Below are 15,928 nucleotides of genomic sequence, written 5' to 3'. Positions count from 1 at the left end.
GGGGAGACCGCCCGGCGGCGCCGCCGCGTCCGCCCCGCCCGGCGTCAGGGCAGTGGGCGGGGCGGCCGCGGGCCCGTGTAGTGGCCGCTGGGGCGCATCCGCAGGGGCCGCTCCTGGTACTCCTCCAGCGCGTGTGCGATCCAGCCGGCCGTCCGGGCCACCGCGAACACGGTCTCCCCGGCCTCGGCGCTCATGCCGCAGGACAGGGTCAGCACCGCCAGCGCCAGGTCCACGTTCGGGTGCAGCCCGTGCCGGGCCATCACCGCCGCCACCTCGCGCGCCGCGGCCAGGTCGGAGGCGGCCGGCGGAAGCTCCTCCAGCCGCCCGAACAGGGCCCGCGCCCGCGGGTCCTCGCCCCGGTACAGGCGGTGGCCGAACCCCGGCACGCGGCGGCCCGCGCGCAGGTACTCCGCCACCACCGGGGCGGCCCCGCCCCGCTCCGCCACCTCCGCCAGCATCCGGTGCGCGAGCCGGCCCGCCGCCCCGTGCAGGGGGCCTTCGAGGGCGCCGAGCCCGGCCGAGACGACGGCGTACGGATGGGCCCGGGCGGAGGCGGCGACCCGTACGGCCAGGGTGGAGGCGGCCAGGTCGTGGTCGACCAGCAGGGCCAGGGCCAGGTCCAGGGCGTCCACCGCCACCGGGTCCGGCTCCCGGACGGTCAGCCCGGACCACAGCCGCCAGGCGAGCCGCCCGTCGCCCGGGTGCGCGGGGGCCGCCTCCGGCAGGGCCGCGACCAGCGTCGGGATCAGGCAGCGCGCGGAGCCCAGTACGGCCTCCTCGGACAGGTCGAAGCGCAGCGGGTCGGCCGCCGCCGCGGCCGCCACCGCCACCCGCAGCAGGTCCAGGGGCCCGCTGTGCTCGGGCATCGCGGCCACCGCCCGCCGGGCCGCGGCCAGCGGCTCCGGGGGAGCGGCGAACCGCGCCCCGGGCGCCGGGGCCCCCGTCCAGAGCCACTCGGCCACCTCCTCGAAGGTGTACCGGGAGGCCAGCTCGACCGCGTCCACACCGCGGAACCAGTAGCGGTCGGTCCCCGGCTCGATGAGGGTCAGCGCGGTGCGCACGGCGAGCTCCCCCGCGGGGGGACCGGCCGCCTCGCGGCGGCTGCGCCGGGCCAGCGCCTCGACCTCGGCGGCGTCGAAGGTGCTGCCGCGCCCGGCCGGGTCCCGGCGGCTGCCGAGCTGGCCCCGGCTGACGTACGCGTACACGGTCGCCGGCTTCACCCCGAGGAGCCGGGCGGCCTCCTGCGTGGTGATCCGGGGAGCCTCGGAACGGGAGTCGGACGGCGGACGGTCACTCATGACGCCCAGCATACATATGTTGATTCAATCAATATTGACATCGATCCAATCAAGGATGGATGGTCGGAGCATGAACAACACCACCGTCGAAGTGCCCCGCGGTCTCGCGGGAGTCGTGGTCACCGACACGCAGCTCGGGGACGTCCGCGGCCGCGAAGGCTTCTACCACTACCGCCAGTACTCGGCCGTGGACCTGGCCGCGTCCCGCACCTTCGAGGACGTCTGGCACCTGATGTTCCGCGGCGCCCTCCCGGCCGGCCCCGCCGAACGGGCCGCCTTCACCGCCGAGACCGCCGCCCTGCGCCGCCTGCCCGCCGAGGTCGCCGCCGCCCTCCCCGCCCTCGCCCGGGCCACCGCCCTCTCCGGACCGCTCGCCGGACTGCGCACCGCGCTCTCCCTCCTCGGCGCCTCCGCCGGATTCCGCCCCGTCTACGACCTCGACCCCGCCCGCCGGGCCGCCGACGCGCTCGCCGCCTGCGCCGCCGTACCGACCCTGCTCACCGCCCTGCACCGGCTCGGCCGGGGCATGGAGCCGGTCGCCCCGCGCGACGACCTCCCGTACGCCGCCAACTACCTGTGGATGCTGACCGGCGAGGAGCCCGACCCCGTCAAGGCCCGCGCCGTCGAGCGGTACCTGATCTCCACCGTCGACCACGGCTTCAACGCCTCCACCTTCACCGCCCGCGTCGTCGCCTCCACCGGCGCCGACGTCGCGGCCTGCCTCACCGGGGCGATCGGCGCCCTCTCCGGGCCGCTCCACGGCGGCGCGCCCAGCCGGGCCCTGGACACCCTGGACGCCATCGGCACCACCGACCGCATCGGCCCCTGGATCCGCGAACGGGTGCTCGCGGGGGACCGGATCATGGGCTTCGGGCACCCCGTCTACCGCACCGAGGACCCGCGCTCGCGGATGCTGCGGGACATCGCCCGGCAGTTCGGCGGACCGCTCGTGGAGTTCGCCGTGGAGGTCGAGCGGCAGGTGGAGGAGATCCTCGCCGAGCTCAAGCCGGGCCGGGAACTGCACACCAACGTCGAGTTCTACGCGGGGGTGGTGATGGAGCTGTGCGGGCTGCCGCGCGAGATGTTCACCCCGACCTTCTGCGCCGCCCGCGTGGTCGGCTGGAGCGCCAACGTCCTGGAACAGGCCGCCGACTCGAAGATCATCCGCCCGGCCGCGCGCTACACCGGCCCCACCCCGCCCCAGCCCGTTCCCCCGCTGGGCTGACTACGATCGTCCGGGTGAACAGCGTCCAGTCCATCCCCGTCGTCGTCCTCTCCGGATTCCTCGGCTCCGGCAAGACCACGGTCCTCAACCACCTCCTCACCCACCGCGGGGGAACCCGGATCGGGGTCGTCGTCAACGACTTCGGCTCGATCGAGATCGACGCCATGGCGGTGGCCGGCCAGGTCGGCGACTCGATGGTCTCCCTCGGCGGCGGCTGCCTGTGCTGCGCGGTCGACGGCAGCGAACTGGACGCCTACCTGGAGAAGCTCGCCGCGCCCGTCCACCGGATCGACGTCATCGTGATCGAGGCCAGCGGGCTCGCCGAGCCCCAGGAGATGGTCCGGATGCTGGTGGCCAACGAGAACCCGGCCGTCCGCTACGGCGGCCTGGTGCAGGTCGTGGACGCCGCCGAGTTCGACGCCACCCGGGCCGCGCACCCCGAGACCGACCGCCACCTGGCCGTCGCCGACCTGGTGGTGCTCAACAAGACCGACCGGGTCGACCCCGCCGAACGGGCCCGCATCGAGGCGGAACTGGCCGCACTCGCCGCCCCCGGAACCCCGCTGGTCGGCGCCGACCACGGGCGGATCGACCCGGAACTCCTCTTCGACCGCCGCCCCTGGACCGAGACCCGCGGACAGCTCTCCTTCGAGGACCTCCTCGCGGAGGCCGGCGAACACGCGCACGGGGACGGCGAGGAGCACGCCGGGCACGTCCACGCGGCGTACGAGAGCGTCTCCTTCACCACCGACCAGGCCCTCTCCCCGCGCCGGTTCATCGACTTCCTCGACCGCCGCCCCGCCGGCCTCTACCGGATCAAGGGCTTCGTCTGGTTCGGGGTCCCCGGCCACCGCGAGCGGTACGAGGTCCACGCCGTCGGCCGCTTCCTGCGCTTCGACCCCGGCCCCTGGGGCCAGGGCGAACCCCGCCGCACCCGGCTCGTCCTGATCGGCAGGGGCATCGACGGCCCGGGCCTGCTGGACGAACTGGACGCCTGCCGCGAGGCCGACCCGGGCCAGGCCGGCCCCGAGAGCATGTGGGGGGTGCTCCGGTACGTCCCCCGCCCACCGGCGGAGGACGTACCGGCGGACGACGTGCCGGCCGAGGACGGTTAGGCGACCTCGACGCCGAAGTCGCCCAGCAGGGCCTCCAGGCCGTCGCGGTAGCCCTTGCCGCCGATCACGAAATCCCAGTCCCCGTTCGCCCGGCGCCGGAACGAGCCGAGCACCAGGGCCGTTTCACCGGCACGGCCGTCGGACACCTCCAGGCGGCCCAGCTCCGCACCCGCCGCGTCCAGCAGCCGGATGTGGGCGTCGGTGAAGCCCGCCAGGTCCGCGTCCGGATTGACCTCGGGGTCCACGGCGGCCACCAGCACCAGGCGGTCGGCCCGCGCGGGCAGCGCGTCGAAGGCCACTTCGACGGCGGCCTTGTCCGGAGCGGAGTGCGGTCGGGAGCGGACCGAGCCGTCCGGGGTGCGCGGGTTGTTGAAGAACACGAAGTGCTCCTCGCTCAGCACCCGGCCGCCCGTGCAGACCAGCGCGCACACGTCGAGCGCCACCGCCCCCGACCAGTACATGCCCAGCACGTTGTGGTCGGCGGGGTCGGCGGGGTCGGCGGCACCGGCGGCCAGCGGCGTGTCGACGAGGGTCGGCGCCGGGGAGGCCGGCGCGGGCACCCCCGGGGCCGTGCGGCCGCCGGAGGTGCCGGGGCCGAGCCGGCCGCGGAGCCCGTACTGGTGCAGCAGCTCCACCAGCTCGGCGCCGGGAACCAACTCCAGCGGCTTGCCGTTGGCAAAGGTGTACGACCCGGGGCCGAAGGACGCGGTGGTGACGAGCACCCCCTTGTTCGCCCCCTTGTCCTGGACCGTGCCGTACAGGTCCCGCACCGCCGTCGGCGGGACGGTGTTGCGGTACCGCTTGACCTGCACCACGATCCGCCCGCCCCGGATCGGGGCCGGGTCCACCGCCTCCACGTCCACGCCGCCGTCGCCCGAGCGCTGCGTGGTCACCGCCTCCATGCCCATCGCCCGGAACAGCTCCGCGACCAGGTTCTCGAAGACGATCGGGTCCATGGTGAAGAGGTCCGGCTCGTCCTCGTCGCCTCCGGTGTGCCCCCCGTGGCTGACGACGTCACCGACCTCGTCGGGCCGACGCCCCGGACGGACCTCCGTCAGCTGGTCAGGGCGCGCCGACAGCTGCCCGCCCAGCCCCGACACCAGGCAGTCCACCGCGCTGACCTGCTCCAGGCGCAGCCCGGCGAAGGCGGTCCGCGCCGCCGGCACCGTGGACAGCACGAACCTCGCCTCCTGCCCGGTGGCGGGGTCGTGGCAGTCCACGAACCCGTTGACGACCACCGAGTCCAGCAGGCCGAACTCGTCCGCCGCGTAGAGCTCCCGCACCACCAGCAGCACGCACTGCGCCAGCAGGTCCCGGTACAGCGCGCGGCGTTCCGTGACGGGACGCGGCCTGATCTTGTCCTGGTCCGTGCTCGGCAGGTACTGCACCGACCTGGCCTCCGGCACCACCGCGAACCCGGGCAGTTCCCAGTCCAGCACCAGCTGGCGCGCCGCCGGGTCGTAGGCGGCCGACACCTGGCGGGGCAGGGCGTCGGGCCAGGCCGTCGAGGCGTACAGAGCGGCCGAGAAGTACTCCACCGCGGCGTCGGCCCCGCCCGCGCGCAGGGCGTCGGTCAGGGCGGCGAGACCGCCGTTGTGGGCGCGCGCCCCGGCGAGCTGCTCCTCGGCCCACCGGTCGTACTGCCGGCGGTACGCCTCCAGCTGCTGCCGACGCTGCGCCTCCGCGGCGTTCGCCGCCTGCCAGGCGGCGGTGTACCGGTCGTGCGCCTCGCGCTCCGCCTGGGCCCGCTGGTGCGAGCCGGGCGACCAGCCGCCGCCCTGCTGCCGGAACTCCTCGATGCGGGGCATCGGCACGGGCTGTCCGAGCGCGCCGGGGTCGAAGGGCTCCAGCCGTTCGGGCCGCACCAGGGAGGACACCCGGAACCCCGGTGCCGCGCAGCCCGCGACCAGCAGTCCCTTGAGGGCCTCCACCGCGGCGTCGATCTCGGACGTGCGGCGGACGGCCTCGGCCTCGCGGTACTGCCGGTGGCTGCGGTTCGCGTCCCGCTCGTCGGCACGCAGGCGGCGCTCGGCCTCCCGCTGCTGGATCACCTGCGTCTGCTGCTGCCGGCGCTGGGCCTCGGCCCAGTCCCCGATCACTCCGCCCGGCCGACGACTCATCAGCTGTGTACTCCCCCCACCAACGCCAGGAAGGAAAACACTAGTCGGCATTCGGGTGGTACGTCCCCCGGGGCGTACCACCCGAATGCCGTTGCCGCCGTCCTACAGCGCGGCCCCCGCCAGCACCGCGACCTCGGCCGGGAGCGCCGCGCCCGAGCCGTCGCGGCGCGGGTCCGGGGCCGGGAGCGCGGCCGGGGAGCCGTTCGCGGTGGCCGCGCGGGCCGGGGCGTTGCCCGCCCAGGCCAGCAGCAGGACGTCCTCGCCCTTCAGGAACCGCTGGCAGCGCACGCCGCCGGTCGCCCGGCCCTTGCGCGGGTACTGGTCGAACGGGGTCAGCTTGCCCGAGCTCGGCGAGCCCTCGAGCGTCCCCTCCCCGCCCGCCACCGTGAACACCAGGGCGTCCCGGGCCGGGTCCACCGCCGAGAAGTGGATCACCTTGGCGTTCTCGGCGAGTTTGATGCCCGCCATACCGCCCGCCGGGCGGCCCTGCGGGCGCACCTGGCCGGCCGGGTAGCGCAGCAGCTGGGCGTCGTCCGTGATGAAGACCAGGTCCTCCTCGCCGGTGCGCAGCTCGACCGCGCCGACGATCCGGTCGCCCTCCTTGAGGGTGATGACCTCCAGCTCGTCCTTGTTCGCCGGGTAGTCCGGCACGACCCGCTTGACCACGCCCTGTTCGGTGCCCAGGGCCAGGCCCTGCGAGGACTCGTCCAGCGAGGTCAGGCAGACCACCGTCTCGTCGGCCTCCAGCCCGGAGACGAACTCCGAGACCGGGGCCCCGCCCGCCAGGTTCGGCGCGGCGTGCGTGTCGGGCAGCTGCGGCAGGTCGATCACCGAGAGCCGCAGCAGCCGCCCGTACGAGGTCACCACGCCCACGTCGGCCCGGGCGGTCGCCGCCACCTGCGAGACCACCAGGTCGTGCCGGGCGCGGGCGGCGCCCTCGTCCACCACCAGCGGCTCGGCGTTCGCCGTACGGGCCAGCAGGCCCGTGGACGACAGCAGCACCCGGCAGGGGTCGTCGGCGACCTCCAGCGGGACGGCGGCCACGGCCGTGCCCGCCGACTCCAGCAGCACGGTACGGCGCGGGGTGCCGAACTTCTTGGCGACCGAGGCCAGTTCCGCGGAGACCAGCTTGCGCAGCTCCGTGTCCGAGTCCAGGATCCGGGTCAGCTCCTCGATCTCCGCGGTCAGCCGGTCGCGCTCGGACTCCAGCTCGATCCGGTCGAAGCGGGTGAGCCGGCGCAGCGGGGTGTCCAGGATGTACTGGGTCTGGATCTCGCTCAGCGAGAACCGCTCCATCAGGCGCTCCTTGGCCTGGGCGGAGTTGTCGCTGTCGCGGATGAGGCGGATGACCTCGTCGATGTCGAGGAGGGCCACCAGCAGGCCCTCGACCAGGTGCAGCCGGTCGCGGCGCTTGCCGCGGCGGAACTCGCTGCGCCGGCGGACGACCTCGAAGCGGTGGTCCAGGTAGACCTCCAGCAGCTCCTTGAGACCCAGCGTCAGCGGCTGTCCGTCGACCAGCGCGACGTTGTTGATGCCGAAGGACTCCTCCATCGGCGTCAGCTTGTAGAGCTGCTCCAGCACGGCCTCCGGGTGGAAGCCGTTCTTGATCTCGATGACCAGGCGCAGGCCGTGCGCCCGGTCGGTGAGGTCCTTGACGTCGGCGATGCCCTGGAGCTTCTTCGACCCGACCAGGTCCTTGATCTTCGCGATGACCTTCTCGGGGCCGACCGTGAAGGGCAGTTCGGTGACGACCAGGCCCTTGCGGCGGGCCGTCACGTCCTCCACGGACACCGTCGCGCGGATCTTGAACGTGCCGCGGCCGTTCTCGTAGGCGTCCTTGATGCCGGACAGGCCCACGATGCGGCCGCCGGTGGGCAGGTCGGGACCCGGCACGAAGCGCATCAGCGCCTCCAGGTCCGCCTCCGGGTAGCGGATCAGGTGGCGGGCCGCCGCGATGACCTCGCCCAGGTTGTGCGGCGGCATGTTGGTGGCCATGCCGACCGCGATCCCGGACGTGCCGTTGACCAGCAGGTTCGGGTAGGCGGCGGGCAGGGTGACGGGCTCGCGCTCCTGGCCGTCGTAGTTGGCGGCGAAGTCGACGGTGTCCTCGTCGATCGACTCCGTCATCAGCGACGTGGCGTCGGCCATCTTGCACTCGGTGTAGCGCATCGCGGCCGGCGGGTCGTCGTTGCCGAGCGAGCCGAAGTTGCCGTGTCCGTCGACCAGCGGCAGCCGCATCGAGAACGGCTGGGCCATGCGCACGAGGGCGTCGTAGATCGACTGGTCGCCGTGCGGGTGGAGCTTGCCCATGACCTCGCCGACGACGCGGGCGCACTTCACGTACCCCCGGTCGGGGCGCAGGCCCATCTCGTTCATCTGGTAGACGATGCGCCGGTGCACGGGCTTCATGCCGTCCCGGGCGTCCGGCAGGGCGCGGGAGTAGATCACCGAGTACGCGTACTCGAGGAAGGAGCCCTGCATTTCGTCGACGACGTCGATGTCGAGGATCCTCTCCTCGAAATCCTCCGGCGGCGGGGTCTTCGTGCTGCGGCGGGCCATCGCTGCGGCGCTCCTAACCAAGATCGGGGGGTGTACGTGCTGGGGTGTGCGACGGGGTCGACGCGGACCATTGTGGCCCCAGGCACCGACAAAGCCGACTCCGACCCTGGTGAGGGCCGGGAACTTCTCCGCGCACCTGCGCGCTTGCATACAGTGGCAGGTCGATAAGAAATCTCTGCATCGCGATCGAAGGGACCACATGCCCATGGGTCACACGGCCACAGCTCAGGCCGGCTCCGGCGGCCTGACAGCGACCGAGCACCGGCTGGCCAACGGCCTGCGCGTGGTGCTGTCCGAGGACCACCTCACCCCGGTCGCCGCCGTCTGCCTCTGGTACGACGTCGGCTCGCGCCACGAAGTCAAGGGGCGGACCGGTCTGGCTCACCTCTTCGAGCACCTGATGTTCCAGGGATCGGCGAGCGTACCGGGCAACGGGCACTTCGAGCTCGTCCAGGGCGCCGGCGGTTCGCTGAACGGCACCACCAGCTTCGAGCGCACCAACTACTTCGAGACGATGCCCGCCCACCAGCTGGAGCTCGCGCTGTGGCTGGAGGCGGACCGCATGGGCTCGCTGCTGGCCGCCCTGGACGAGGAGTCCATGGAGAACCAGCGCGACGTCGTCAAGAACGAGCGCCGCCAGCGCTACGACAACGTCCCGTACGGCACGGCGTTCGAGCGCCTGACCGCCCTCGCCTACCCCGAGGGCCACCCGTACCACCACACCCCGATCGGCTCCATGGCCGACCTGGACGCCGCCTCGCTCGAGGACGCCCGGAACTTCTTCCGTACGTACTACGCGCCCAACAACGCCGTCCTGTCGGTCGTGGGCGACATCGACCCCGAGCGCACCCTCGCCTGGGTCGAGAAGTACTTCGGCAGCATCCCGGCGCACGACGGCAAGCAGCCGCCCCGCGACGGCACCCTCCCCGAGGTCATGGGCGGGCAGCTGCGCGAGGAGATCGTCGAGGAGGTCCCGGCCCGCGCGCTGATGGCCGCCTACCGCCTCCCGCACGACGGCACCCGCGAGTGCGACGCGGCGGACGTGGCGCTGACGATCCTCGGCGGCGGCGAGTCCTCCCGCCTGCACAACCGCCTGGTCCGCCGCGACCAGAGCGCCGTCGCGGCCGGCTTCGGCCTGCTGCGGCTGGCCGGGGCGCCCTCCCTGGGCTGGCTGGACGTCAAGACCTCCAGCGGCGTCGAGGTGCCCGCCATCGAGGCGGCCGTGGACGAGGAGCTCGCCCGGTTCGCCGCCGAGGGCCCCACCGCCGACGAGATGGAGCGCGCGCAGGCGCAGCTCGAGCGCGAATGGCTGGACCGCCTGGGCACGGTCTCCGGCCGCGCCGACGAACTGTGCCGCTTCGCGGTGCTGTTCGGCGACCCGCAGCTGGCGCTGACCGCCGTCGGGCGCGTCCTGGACGTCACCGCCGAGGAGGTGCAGGCCGTGGCCGCCGCCCGGCTGCGCCCCGACAACCGCGCGGTCCTGGTCTACGAGCCGCTGGCCGGCGCCGACGAGAACGACGAGAACGACGAGAGCGACGAGAACGAGGGGGCGGAGCAGTGAGCGACACCGCAGCCGTCACGATGACCTTCCACCCGCGTCCGGAGGCCGGCGAGGCCAAGCCGTGGGCCTTCCCCGCCCCCGAGCGCTCCACCCTGGGCAACGGGCTGACCCTGCTGCGCTGCCACCGCCCCGGCCAGCAGGTCGTCGCGGTCGAGGTCAACCTCGCGGCCCCGCTCGACGCCGAGCCCGCGGGCCTCGACGGCGTGGCCACGATCATGGCCCGCGCCCTGTCGGAGGGCACCGACAAGCACTCCGCCGAGGAGTTCGCCGCCGAGCTGGAGCGCTGCGGCGCCACCCTCGACGCGCACGCCGACCACCCCGGCCTGCGCGTCTCCCTGGAGGTCCCCGCCTCCCGCCTGCCCAGGGCGCTCGGACTGCTCGCCGAGGCGCTGCGCGCGCCCGCGTTCGACGACGGCGAGGTCGCCCGGCTGGTGCGCAACCGGCTCGACGAGATCCCGCACGAGCAGGCCAACCCGCAGCGCCGGGCGGCCAAGGAGCTCTCCAAGGAACTCTTCCCGGCCACCCTGCGCATGTCCCGTCCGCGCCAGGGCACGGAGGAGACGGTCGCCCGGATCGACTCCGCCGCCGTACGCGCCTTCTACGAGGCCCACGTGCGCCCCGCCACCGCCACCGCGGTGGTCGTCGGCGACCTGACCGGCATCGACCTCGACGCCGCCCTCGCCGACACCCTCGGCGCCTGGACGGGGAACACCGCCGCGCCCCTGCCGGTGCCGCCGGTCACCGCCGACGACACGGGCCGCGTGATCATCGTGGACCGGCCCGGCGCGGTCCAGACGCAGCTGCTGATCGGCCGGATCGGCCCCGACCGGCACGACATCGTCTGGGCCCCGCAGGTCCTCGGCACGTACTGCCTGGGCGGCACCCTGACCTCCCGTCTGGACAAGGTGCTGCGCGAGGAGAAGGGCTACACCTACGGCGTGCGCGCCTTCGCCCAGGTGCTGCGCTCCACGGCGGACGGCAAGGGCGCCTCGATGCTCGCCATCAGCGGCTCGGTGGACACCCCCAACACCGGTCCGGCGCTGGAGGACCTGTGGCAGGTGCTGCGCACCCTCGCCGCCGGGGGCCTGACGGACGCCGAGCGCGACGTGGCGGTGCAGAACCTGGTGGGCGTGGCCCCGCTCAAGTTCGAGACGGCCGCCTCGGTCGCCGGGACCCTGGCCGACCAGGTGGAGCAGGAGCTGCCGGACGACTACCAGGCGCGGCTGTACGCGCGGCTGGCCGAAACCGGTACGGCGGAGGCCACTTCGGCGGTCGTGAGCGCCTTCCCGGTGGACCGTCTGGTCACCGTCCTGGTGGGCGACGCGGCGCAGATCGAGGAGCCGGTGCTGGCCCTCGGGATCGGTGAGGTCACGGTCGTCACCAACTGACCGGCGGCCGGCCGGCAACTGGCCGGTGGCCGACCTGTCTTGGAGGGGCCCGGCGGGACATCCGCCGGGCCCCCTTTGTCCGTTTCATGGTGTGGTTTCAGGTATGCGGTGTGGCGTACGCAACAAATCCGGTCGTCTGTTTGGCGATCGACTGATGATCCGCCTAGCGTCAGGCGTGCTGTCCGTCAGTTGTGCCAGCCGCACCCGCGGCACCGGACAGCGATCGCCGAGTCCCCGTCAGGCGCGAGCCTGGGGAGCCGGGGACCCACATCAGTCCCTGGGGTGAATCGGACCGCCTCGCCAGAGGGGGCCCGTAGGAGACCTTCCTGCTCCGAACCCGTCAGCTAACCCGGTAGGCGAGAGGGAAGGAAAGGATCACCCCCGCCATGGCGTTTGGCAGTCGTGCAGCCGGTTCCGGTAAGCACCGTGGTTCGAGCCGTATGAGCCGCAAGACCGCCGGCTACGCCGGCATAGCCGCCCTCGCCACCACGGGCGTGGTCGGCACCCTCGCGGCCCCGGCCTTCGCCGCCGACTCCCACGGGGGCCCGTCCCTCGAGGACACCGGCGCCCTGAACGCGATCGTCGTCGCCGACGGTCTCCAGGACGACATCCAGGTCCAGGCCGAGACCCAGCAGACCGCCGCCGAGTCCGTCGCCGCCCAGGCGCAGGCCGAGGCCGACGCCAAGACGCGCGCCGCCGAGGCCAAGCGCATGGCCGAGGCCAAGGAGAAGGCCGAGCGCGAGGCCGCCGAGAAGGCCGCCCAGGAGGAGGCCCGCAAGCGCCTCAACACCTTCGTGGCCCCGGTCGACGGCTCCTACGTCAGCACCCAGTACGGCGCGGGCGGCGGCATGTGGTCCTCCGGCAGCCACACGGGCATCGACTTCCACGCCGACGAGGGCACGTCCGTCCACGCCGTGGGCGCGGGCACCGTCGTCGAGGCCGGCTGGGGCGGCGCCTACGGCAACAACGTCGTGATCCGTCACAACGACGGCACCTACACCCAGTACGGGCACATGATGTCGCTGAACGTCTCCGTCGGCGAGACGGTCACCGCGGGCCAGCAGATCGGCCTGTCGGGCTCCACCGGCAACTCCAGCGGCCCGCACCTGCACTTCGAGGCCCGCACCGGCGCCACGTACGGCACGGACATCAACCCGCTGGCCTACCTGCGCCAGCACGGCGTCGGCATCTGACCCGACCCCCGCTTCCCGTCACGGAAGGCCCCGGCTCCCCGAGCCGGGGCCTTCCGCGTTCCCCTGGTCCGTCGCGCCGTCGCGGCCGGTTCCCGCCGATTCGGATTTCCGGGCGTTCTCGGAAATTGTCGCCCCTTGCCATAGAGTCGCGGTGGCAGCACGGTGGATTCGGAACGGAAACCAGTGGAACCCAGCGGAGGTCCGGCCTTGCGTATTCCGGCGCACGCGGTGTGCACAGCAATTCGCGACGATATCGTCTCCGGTTTCTTCGGGCCCGGCGGCCGGCTGACCGAGGAGGTGCTCGCCCGCCGCTACGGGGTCTCGCGGGTGCCGGTGCGCGAGGCACTGCGCACGCTGGAGTCCGAGGGCTTCGTCACCACGCGGCGGCACGCGGGCGCCTGTGTGGCGGAGCCGGGCGAGCAGGAGGCCGAGGACCTGCTGGAGCTGCGGACGCTGCTGGAGCCGCTGGCGGCCGCCCGCGCGGCCCGGCGGCGCACCGAGGCGCACCTCAAGGTGCTGCGGGGGCTCGTACGGCTGGGCCAGGAGCGGGCCAGGCGGGGGCAGGGGGAGGACCTGAGGGCGCTGGAGACCTGGTTCCACGAGACCCTGGCGCAGGCGTCCGGCAGCCCCGGGCTGATCGCGCTGCTCACGCAGACCCGGCGCAAGATCGCCTGGCTGTACGAGACGGGGTCCCCGGCCCGGCCGGTGGACTCCTGGGCGGGGCGCGGCGCGGTGGTGGACGCGGTGGCCCGGGGGGACGCGGAACGCGCCCGTGCGCTGGCCGCGCTGGACGCGGAGCGGACGGCGGGGGTATTCCGGCCGCGGGTGAGGAGTTTGCAACGTGCCGTAAACATAGGGAGTGGCCGGAATTAACGCGGGGCGCGTATGAAAGGGGCTGGGGTGGCGGAATTCCGTCCCGTGGGAATGGGGCGTGATTTCCGGCCGATTCCGACTGCCGGCGCTCCGGTACGGCGGCATTCCGGCGCGGCCGTGATTGCGTCCGACCCGGGAAACGACGAAGCCGCGGTCCCCCGGGGTGGCGGGGGCCGCGGCTTCGGTGAAGGGTTGGGTCAGACCGTTTCGGGGAGTTCCTCCAGGCCCTCCGCCACCAGCTTCGCGAGACGGTCCAGCGCGGCCTCCGCGCCCTCGGCCTCGGACGCCAGGACGACCTCCTCGCCGCCCTGGGCGCCCAGGCCCAGGACCGCCAGCATCGACGCGGCGTTGACGGGGTCGCCGCCCGCCTTCGCGATGGTCACGGGGACGCCGGAAGCGGTCGTCGCGCGGACGAAGATCGAGGCGGGACGAGCGTGCAGGCCCTCGGCCCAGCCGACGTTGACGCGGCGCTCTGCCATGGTGATGCCCTTCAGGTTCTCGCGGTTGTCTAGACCAGTCTCTCACGTCACCCGGAATGCTCGAACCGACCTTCGGCCCGATCCCGCCGCCGTTCGGCCCTCCTCAGCTTTGCACTGATTTGCCCCCACGTGCCTCATTCCCGGCCCACGTGCCGTCCGGCCTGTCGGAGCCGCCCGGCCACCTGGCCGGATCTTCCCCTTAGGCTGGCCCCATGACCATCGCGTCGGACCCCTCGTACCCGGCCCACTGGGAAGCGGACGTCGTGCTGCGCGACGGCGGTACCGCCCGGATCCGCCCCATCACGACCGAGGACGCGGGCCGCCTGGTCAGCTTCTACGAGCAGGTCTCGGACGAATCGAAGTACTACCGGTTCTTCGCCCCCTACCCCCGCCTCTCCGACCGCGACGTCCACCGCTTCACGCACCACGACCACGTGGACCGCGTCGGCCTCGCCGCGACCATCGGCGGGGAGTTCATCGGCACCGTCCGCTACGACCGCATCGGCCCCGACGGCCGCCCCGCCTCCGCCCCCGCCGACGAGGCCGAGGTGGCCTTCCTCGTCCAGGACGCCCACCAGGGCCGCGGCGTCGCCTCCGCCCTGCTCGAACACATCGGGGCCGTGGCCCGGGAGCGCGGCATCCGCCGCTTCGCGGCCGAGGTGCTGCCCGCCAACACCAAGATGATCAAGGTGTTCACGGACGTCGGCTACCAGCAGAAGCGCAGCTTCGAGGACGGCTCCGTCCACCTCACCCTCGACCTCGAACCCACCGCCGAGTCCCTCGCCGTCCAGCGCGCCCGCGAACAGCGCGCCGAGGCCCGCTCCGTCCAGCGGCTGCTGGCCCCCGGCTCGGTCGCGGTGATCGGCGTCAGCCGCTCCGGGTCCGGGGTCGGCGCCGCCGCCCTGCGCAACCTGCGCGACGGCGGCTTCCACGGGCACCTCTACGCCGTCAACGAGGCCCGGGCGGCCGGGATGGAGGGCGACCTGCTGGACGGGGTGCGGGCCTACCGCACCGTCGCCGACGTCGGGGCCCCCGTGGACCTCGCCGTGATCGCCGTCCCCGCCGAGCGGGTCCCGGACGCCGTCGCCGCCTGCGGGGAGCACGGGGTGCAGGGGCTGGTCGTGCTGTCGGCCGGTTACGGGGAGAGCGGCCCGGAGGGCCTGGACCGCCAGCGCGAACTGGTCCGCCAGGTCCGCTCGTACGGGATGCGCCTCATCGGCCCCAACGCCTTCGGGGTGATCAACACCGCGCCGGACGTGGAGCTCAACGCCTCCCTCGCCCCCGCCCCCGCCACCGCCCGGGGCCGGACCGGCCTGTTCACCCAGTCCGGGGCCATCGGCATCGCCCTGCTGTCCGGGCTGCTGCGCCGCGGCGAGGGCCTGTCCTCCTTCGTGTCCGCCGGCAACCGGGCGGACGTCTCCGGCAACGACATCCTCCAGTACTGGTACGAGGACGGGGCCACCGATGTCGCCCTGATGTACCTGGAAACCCTCGGCAACCCGCGCAAGTTCACCCGCCTCGCCCGCCGCGCCGCCGCCGTCAAGCCCCTCGTCGTCGCCCTCGGCGGCCGCCACACCCCCGCCGGACACCTCGTCCCGGGCACCCGGCTGCCCGAGGCCACCGTGTCCGACCTGCTCCGCCAGGCCGGCGTCATCCGGGTCCACACCGTCACCGAGCTCGTCGACGCCGGGCTCCTGCTGGCCTGCCAGCCCCTGCCGGCCGGCCCCCGGGTGGCCATCCTCGGCAACTCCGAGTCCCTCGGCGTCCTCACGTACGACGCCTGCCTGACCGAGGGGCTGCGGCCCTCGCCCCCGCTGGACCTGACCACCGCCGCCGCCCCCGAGGACTTCCGCGCCGCCCTCACCGCCGCCCTGGCCTCCGAGGACTGCGACGCCGTCGTCGTCACCGCCATCCCCTGGGTCGGCGAGCGGGCCCTGGCCGACGACCTCGCGGAGGCCCTGCGCGAGGCCGTCGCCGAGGTCCCCGGCAAACCCGTCGCCGTCGTCCACGTCGAGCTCGGCGAACTCGTCGAGGCCCTCTCCGCCGCCCGGGCCACCGCCCCCGCGGCCACCCCGGGTCCCGCCACCCCGCCGCCCGCCGCCCCCGCACCCCACGAC

11 protein-coding genes and 1 riboswitch are annotated in these 15,928 nt (G+C 73.8%); of the genes, 7 read left to right on the top strand and 4 right to left on the bottom strand.

The features are described from left to right. Positions 1 to 44: 44 nt before the first annotated feature. Entirely contained in the window at positions 45 to 1,298 is a 1,254-nt protein-coding gene (locus tag ACFVXK_RS30395) for a citrate synthase (protein ID WP_389617776.1), read from the bottom strand. Between the two features lie 55 nt (positions 1,299 to 1,353). Here ACFVXK_RS30395 and ACFVXK_RS30390 point away from each other — a divergent pair, with 55 nt between their 5' ends. Further along, entirely contained in the window at positions 1,354 to 2,523 is a 1,170-nt protein-coding gene (locus tag ACFVXK_RS30390) for a citrate synthase/methylcitrate synthase (RefSeq protein WP_389617773.1), read from the top strand. A 14-nt stretch (positions 2,524 to 2,537) separates the two neighbouring features. After that, positions 2,538 to 3,638 carry a CobW family GTP-binding protein gene (locus tag ACFVXK_RS30385; RefSeq protein WP_389617770.1) on the top strand — a complete coding sequence of 367 codons (1,101 nt, stop codon included), beginning with the start codon at positions 2,538 to 2,540 and terminating at the stop codon, positions 3,636 to 3,638. On the opposite strand, the gene ACFVXK_RS30380 is transcribed toward ACFVXK_RS30385, so the two are convergent. Then, entirely contained in the window at positions 3,635 to 5,758 is a 2,124-nt protein-coding gene (locus tag ACFVXK_RS30380) for a restriction endonuclease (protein ID WP_389617766.1), read from the bottom strand. The two genes, ACFVXK_RS30385 and ACFVXK_RS30380, sit on opposite strands and share 4 nt — an antisense overlap. Positions 5,759 to 5,860: 102 nt before the next feature. Continuing rightward, positions 5,861 to 8,317 (bottom strand): DNA topoisomerase (ATP-hydrolyzing) subunit A, encoded by a 2,457-nt coding sequence (locus ACFVXK_RS30375; protein WP_389617763.1) that lies wholly within the window; start codon positions 8,315 to 8,317, stop codon positions 5,861 to 5,863. Between the two features lie 205 nt (positions 8,318 to 8,522). Between ACFVXK_RS30375 and ACFVXK_RS30370 the strand changes: the two genes are divergently transcribed. From ACFVXK_RS30370 to ACFVXK_RS30355, 4 genes are all read left to right on the top strand, one after another. Continuing rightward, entirely contained in the window at positions 8,523 to 9,878 is a 1,356-nt protein-coding gene (locus tag ACFVXK_RS30370) for a M16 family metallopeptidase (protein ID WP_389617760.1), read from the top strand. Between the two features lie 20 nt (positions 9,879 to 9,898). Further along, the gene (locus tag ACFVXK_RS30365; protein ID WP_389617780.1) at positions 9,899 to 11,266 is read left to right on the top strand and encodes a M16 family metallopeptidase; all 1,368 of its coding nucleotides are present in this window, start codon (positions 9,899 to 9,901) and stop codon (positions 11,264 to 11,266) included. A 214-nt stretch (positions 11,267 to 11,480) separates the two neighbouring features. Next, a riboswitch (cyclic di-AMP (ydaO/yuaA leader) is annotated at positions 11,481 to 11,640 on the top strand. A 12-nt stretch (positions 11,641 to 11,652) separates the two neighbouring features. Continuing rightward, positions 11,653 to 12,459 carry a M23 family metallopeptidase gene (locus ACFVXK_RS30360; protein WP_389617757.1) on the top strand — a complete coding sequence of 269 codons (807 nt, stop codon included), beginning with the start codon at positions 11,653 to 11,655 and terminating at the stop codon, positions 12,457 to 12,459. Between the two features lie 207 nt (positions 12,460 to 12,666). Then, positions 12,667 to 13,332 (top strand): GntR family transcriptional regulator, encoded by a 666-nt coding sequence (locus ACFVXK_RS30355; RefSeq protein WP_389617754.1) that lies wholly within the window; start codon positions 12,667 to 12,669, stop codon positions 13,330 to 13,332. Between the two features lie 197 nt (positions 13,333 to 13,529). On the opposite strand, the gene ACFVXK_RS30350 is transcribed toward ACFVXK_RS30355, so the two are convergent. After that, positions 13,530 to 13,811, bottom strand: a complete 282-nt coding sequence (locus ACFVXK_RS30350) for an HPr family phosphocarrier protein (RefSeq protein WP_042816795.1) — start codon at positions 13,809 to 13,811, stop codon at positions 13,530 to 13,532. Positions 13,812 to 14,023: 212 nt separating this feature from the next. On the opposite strand from ACFVXK_RS30350, the gene ACFVXK_RS30345 reads away from it, so the two are divergent. After that, a partial coding sequence (locus tag ACFVXK_RS30345) for a GNAT family N-acetyltransferase (protein WP_389617750.1) occupies positions 14,024 to 15,928 on the top strand: 1,905 nt, incomplete at its 3' end.

This window comes from Streptomyces sp. NPDC058157, assembly GCF_042884105.1.
Classification (GTDB): domain Bacteria; phylum Actinomycetota; class Actinomycetes; order Streptomycetales; family Streptomycetaceae; genus Streptomyces.
Note: the sequence above shows the minus strand (reverse complement) of the source record. Positions and strands in the feature narration are given on the sequence as shown.

Bases quoted from the DNA above. Each gene is read 5' to 3' on its own strand.
- ACFVXK_RS30395 (WP_389617776.1), bottom strand. From the start codon at position 1,298: ATGAGTGACCGTCCGCCGTCCGACTCCCGTTCCGAGGCTCCCCGGATC.
- ACFVXK_RS30390 (WP_389617773.1), top strand. From the start codon at position 1,354: ATGGATGGTCGGAGCATGAACAACACCACCGTCGAAGTGCCCCGCGGT.
- ACFVXK_RS30380 (WP_389617766.1), bottom strand. From the start codon at position 5,758: ATGAGTCGTCGGCCGGGCGGAGTGATCGGGGACTGGGCCGAGGCCCAG.
- ACFVXK_RS30375 (WP_389617763.1), bottom strand. From the start codon at position 8,317: ATGGCCCGCCGCAGCACGAAGACCCCGCCGCCGGAGGATTTCGAGGAG.
- ACFVXK_RS30370 (WP_389617760.1), top strand. From the start codon at position 8,523: ATGGGTCACACGGCCACAGCTCAGGCCGGCTCCGGCGGCCTGACAGCG.
- ACFVXK_RS30365 (WP_389617780.1), top strand. From the start codon at position 9,899: ATGACCTTCCACCCGCGTCCGGAGGCCGGCGAGGCCAAGCCGTGGGCC.
- ACFVXK_RS30360 (WP_389617757.1), top strand. From the start codon at position 11,653: ATGGCGTTTGGCAGTCGTGCAGCCGGTTCCGGTAAGCACCGTGGTTCG.
- ACFVXK_RS30350 (WP_042816795.1), bottom strand. From the start codon at position 13,811: ATGGCAGAGCGCCGCGTCAACGTCGGCTGGGCCGAGGGCCTGCACGCT.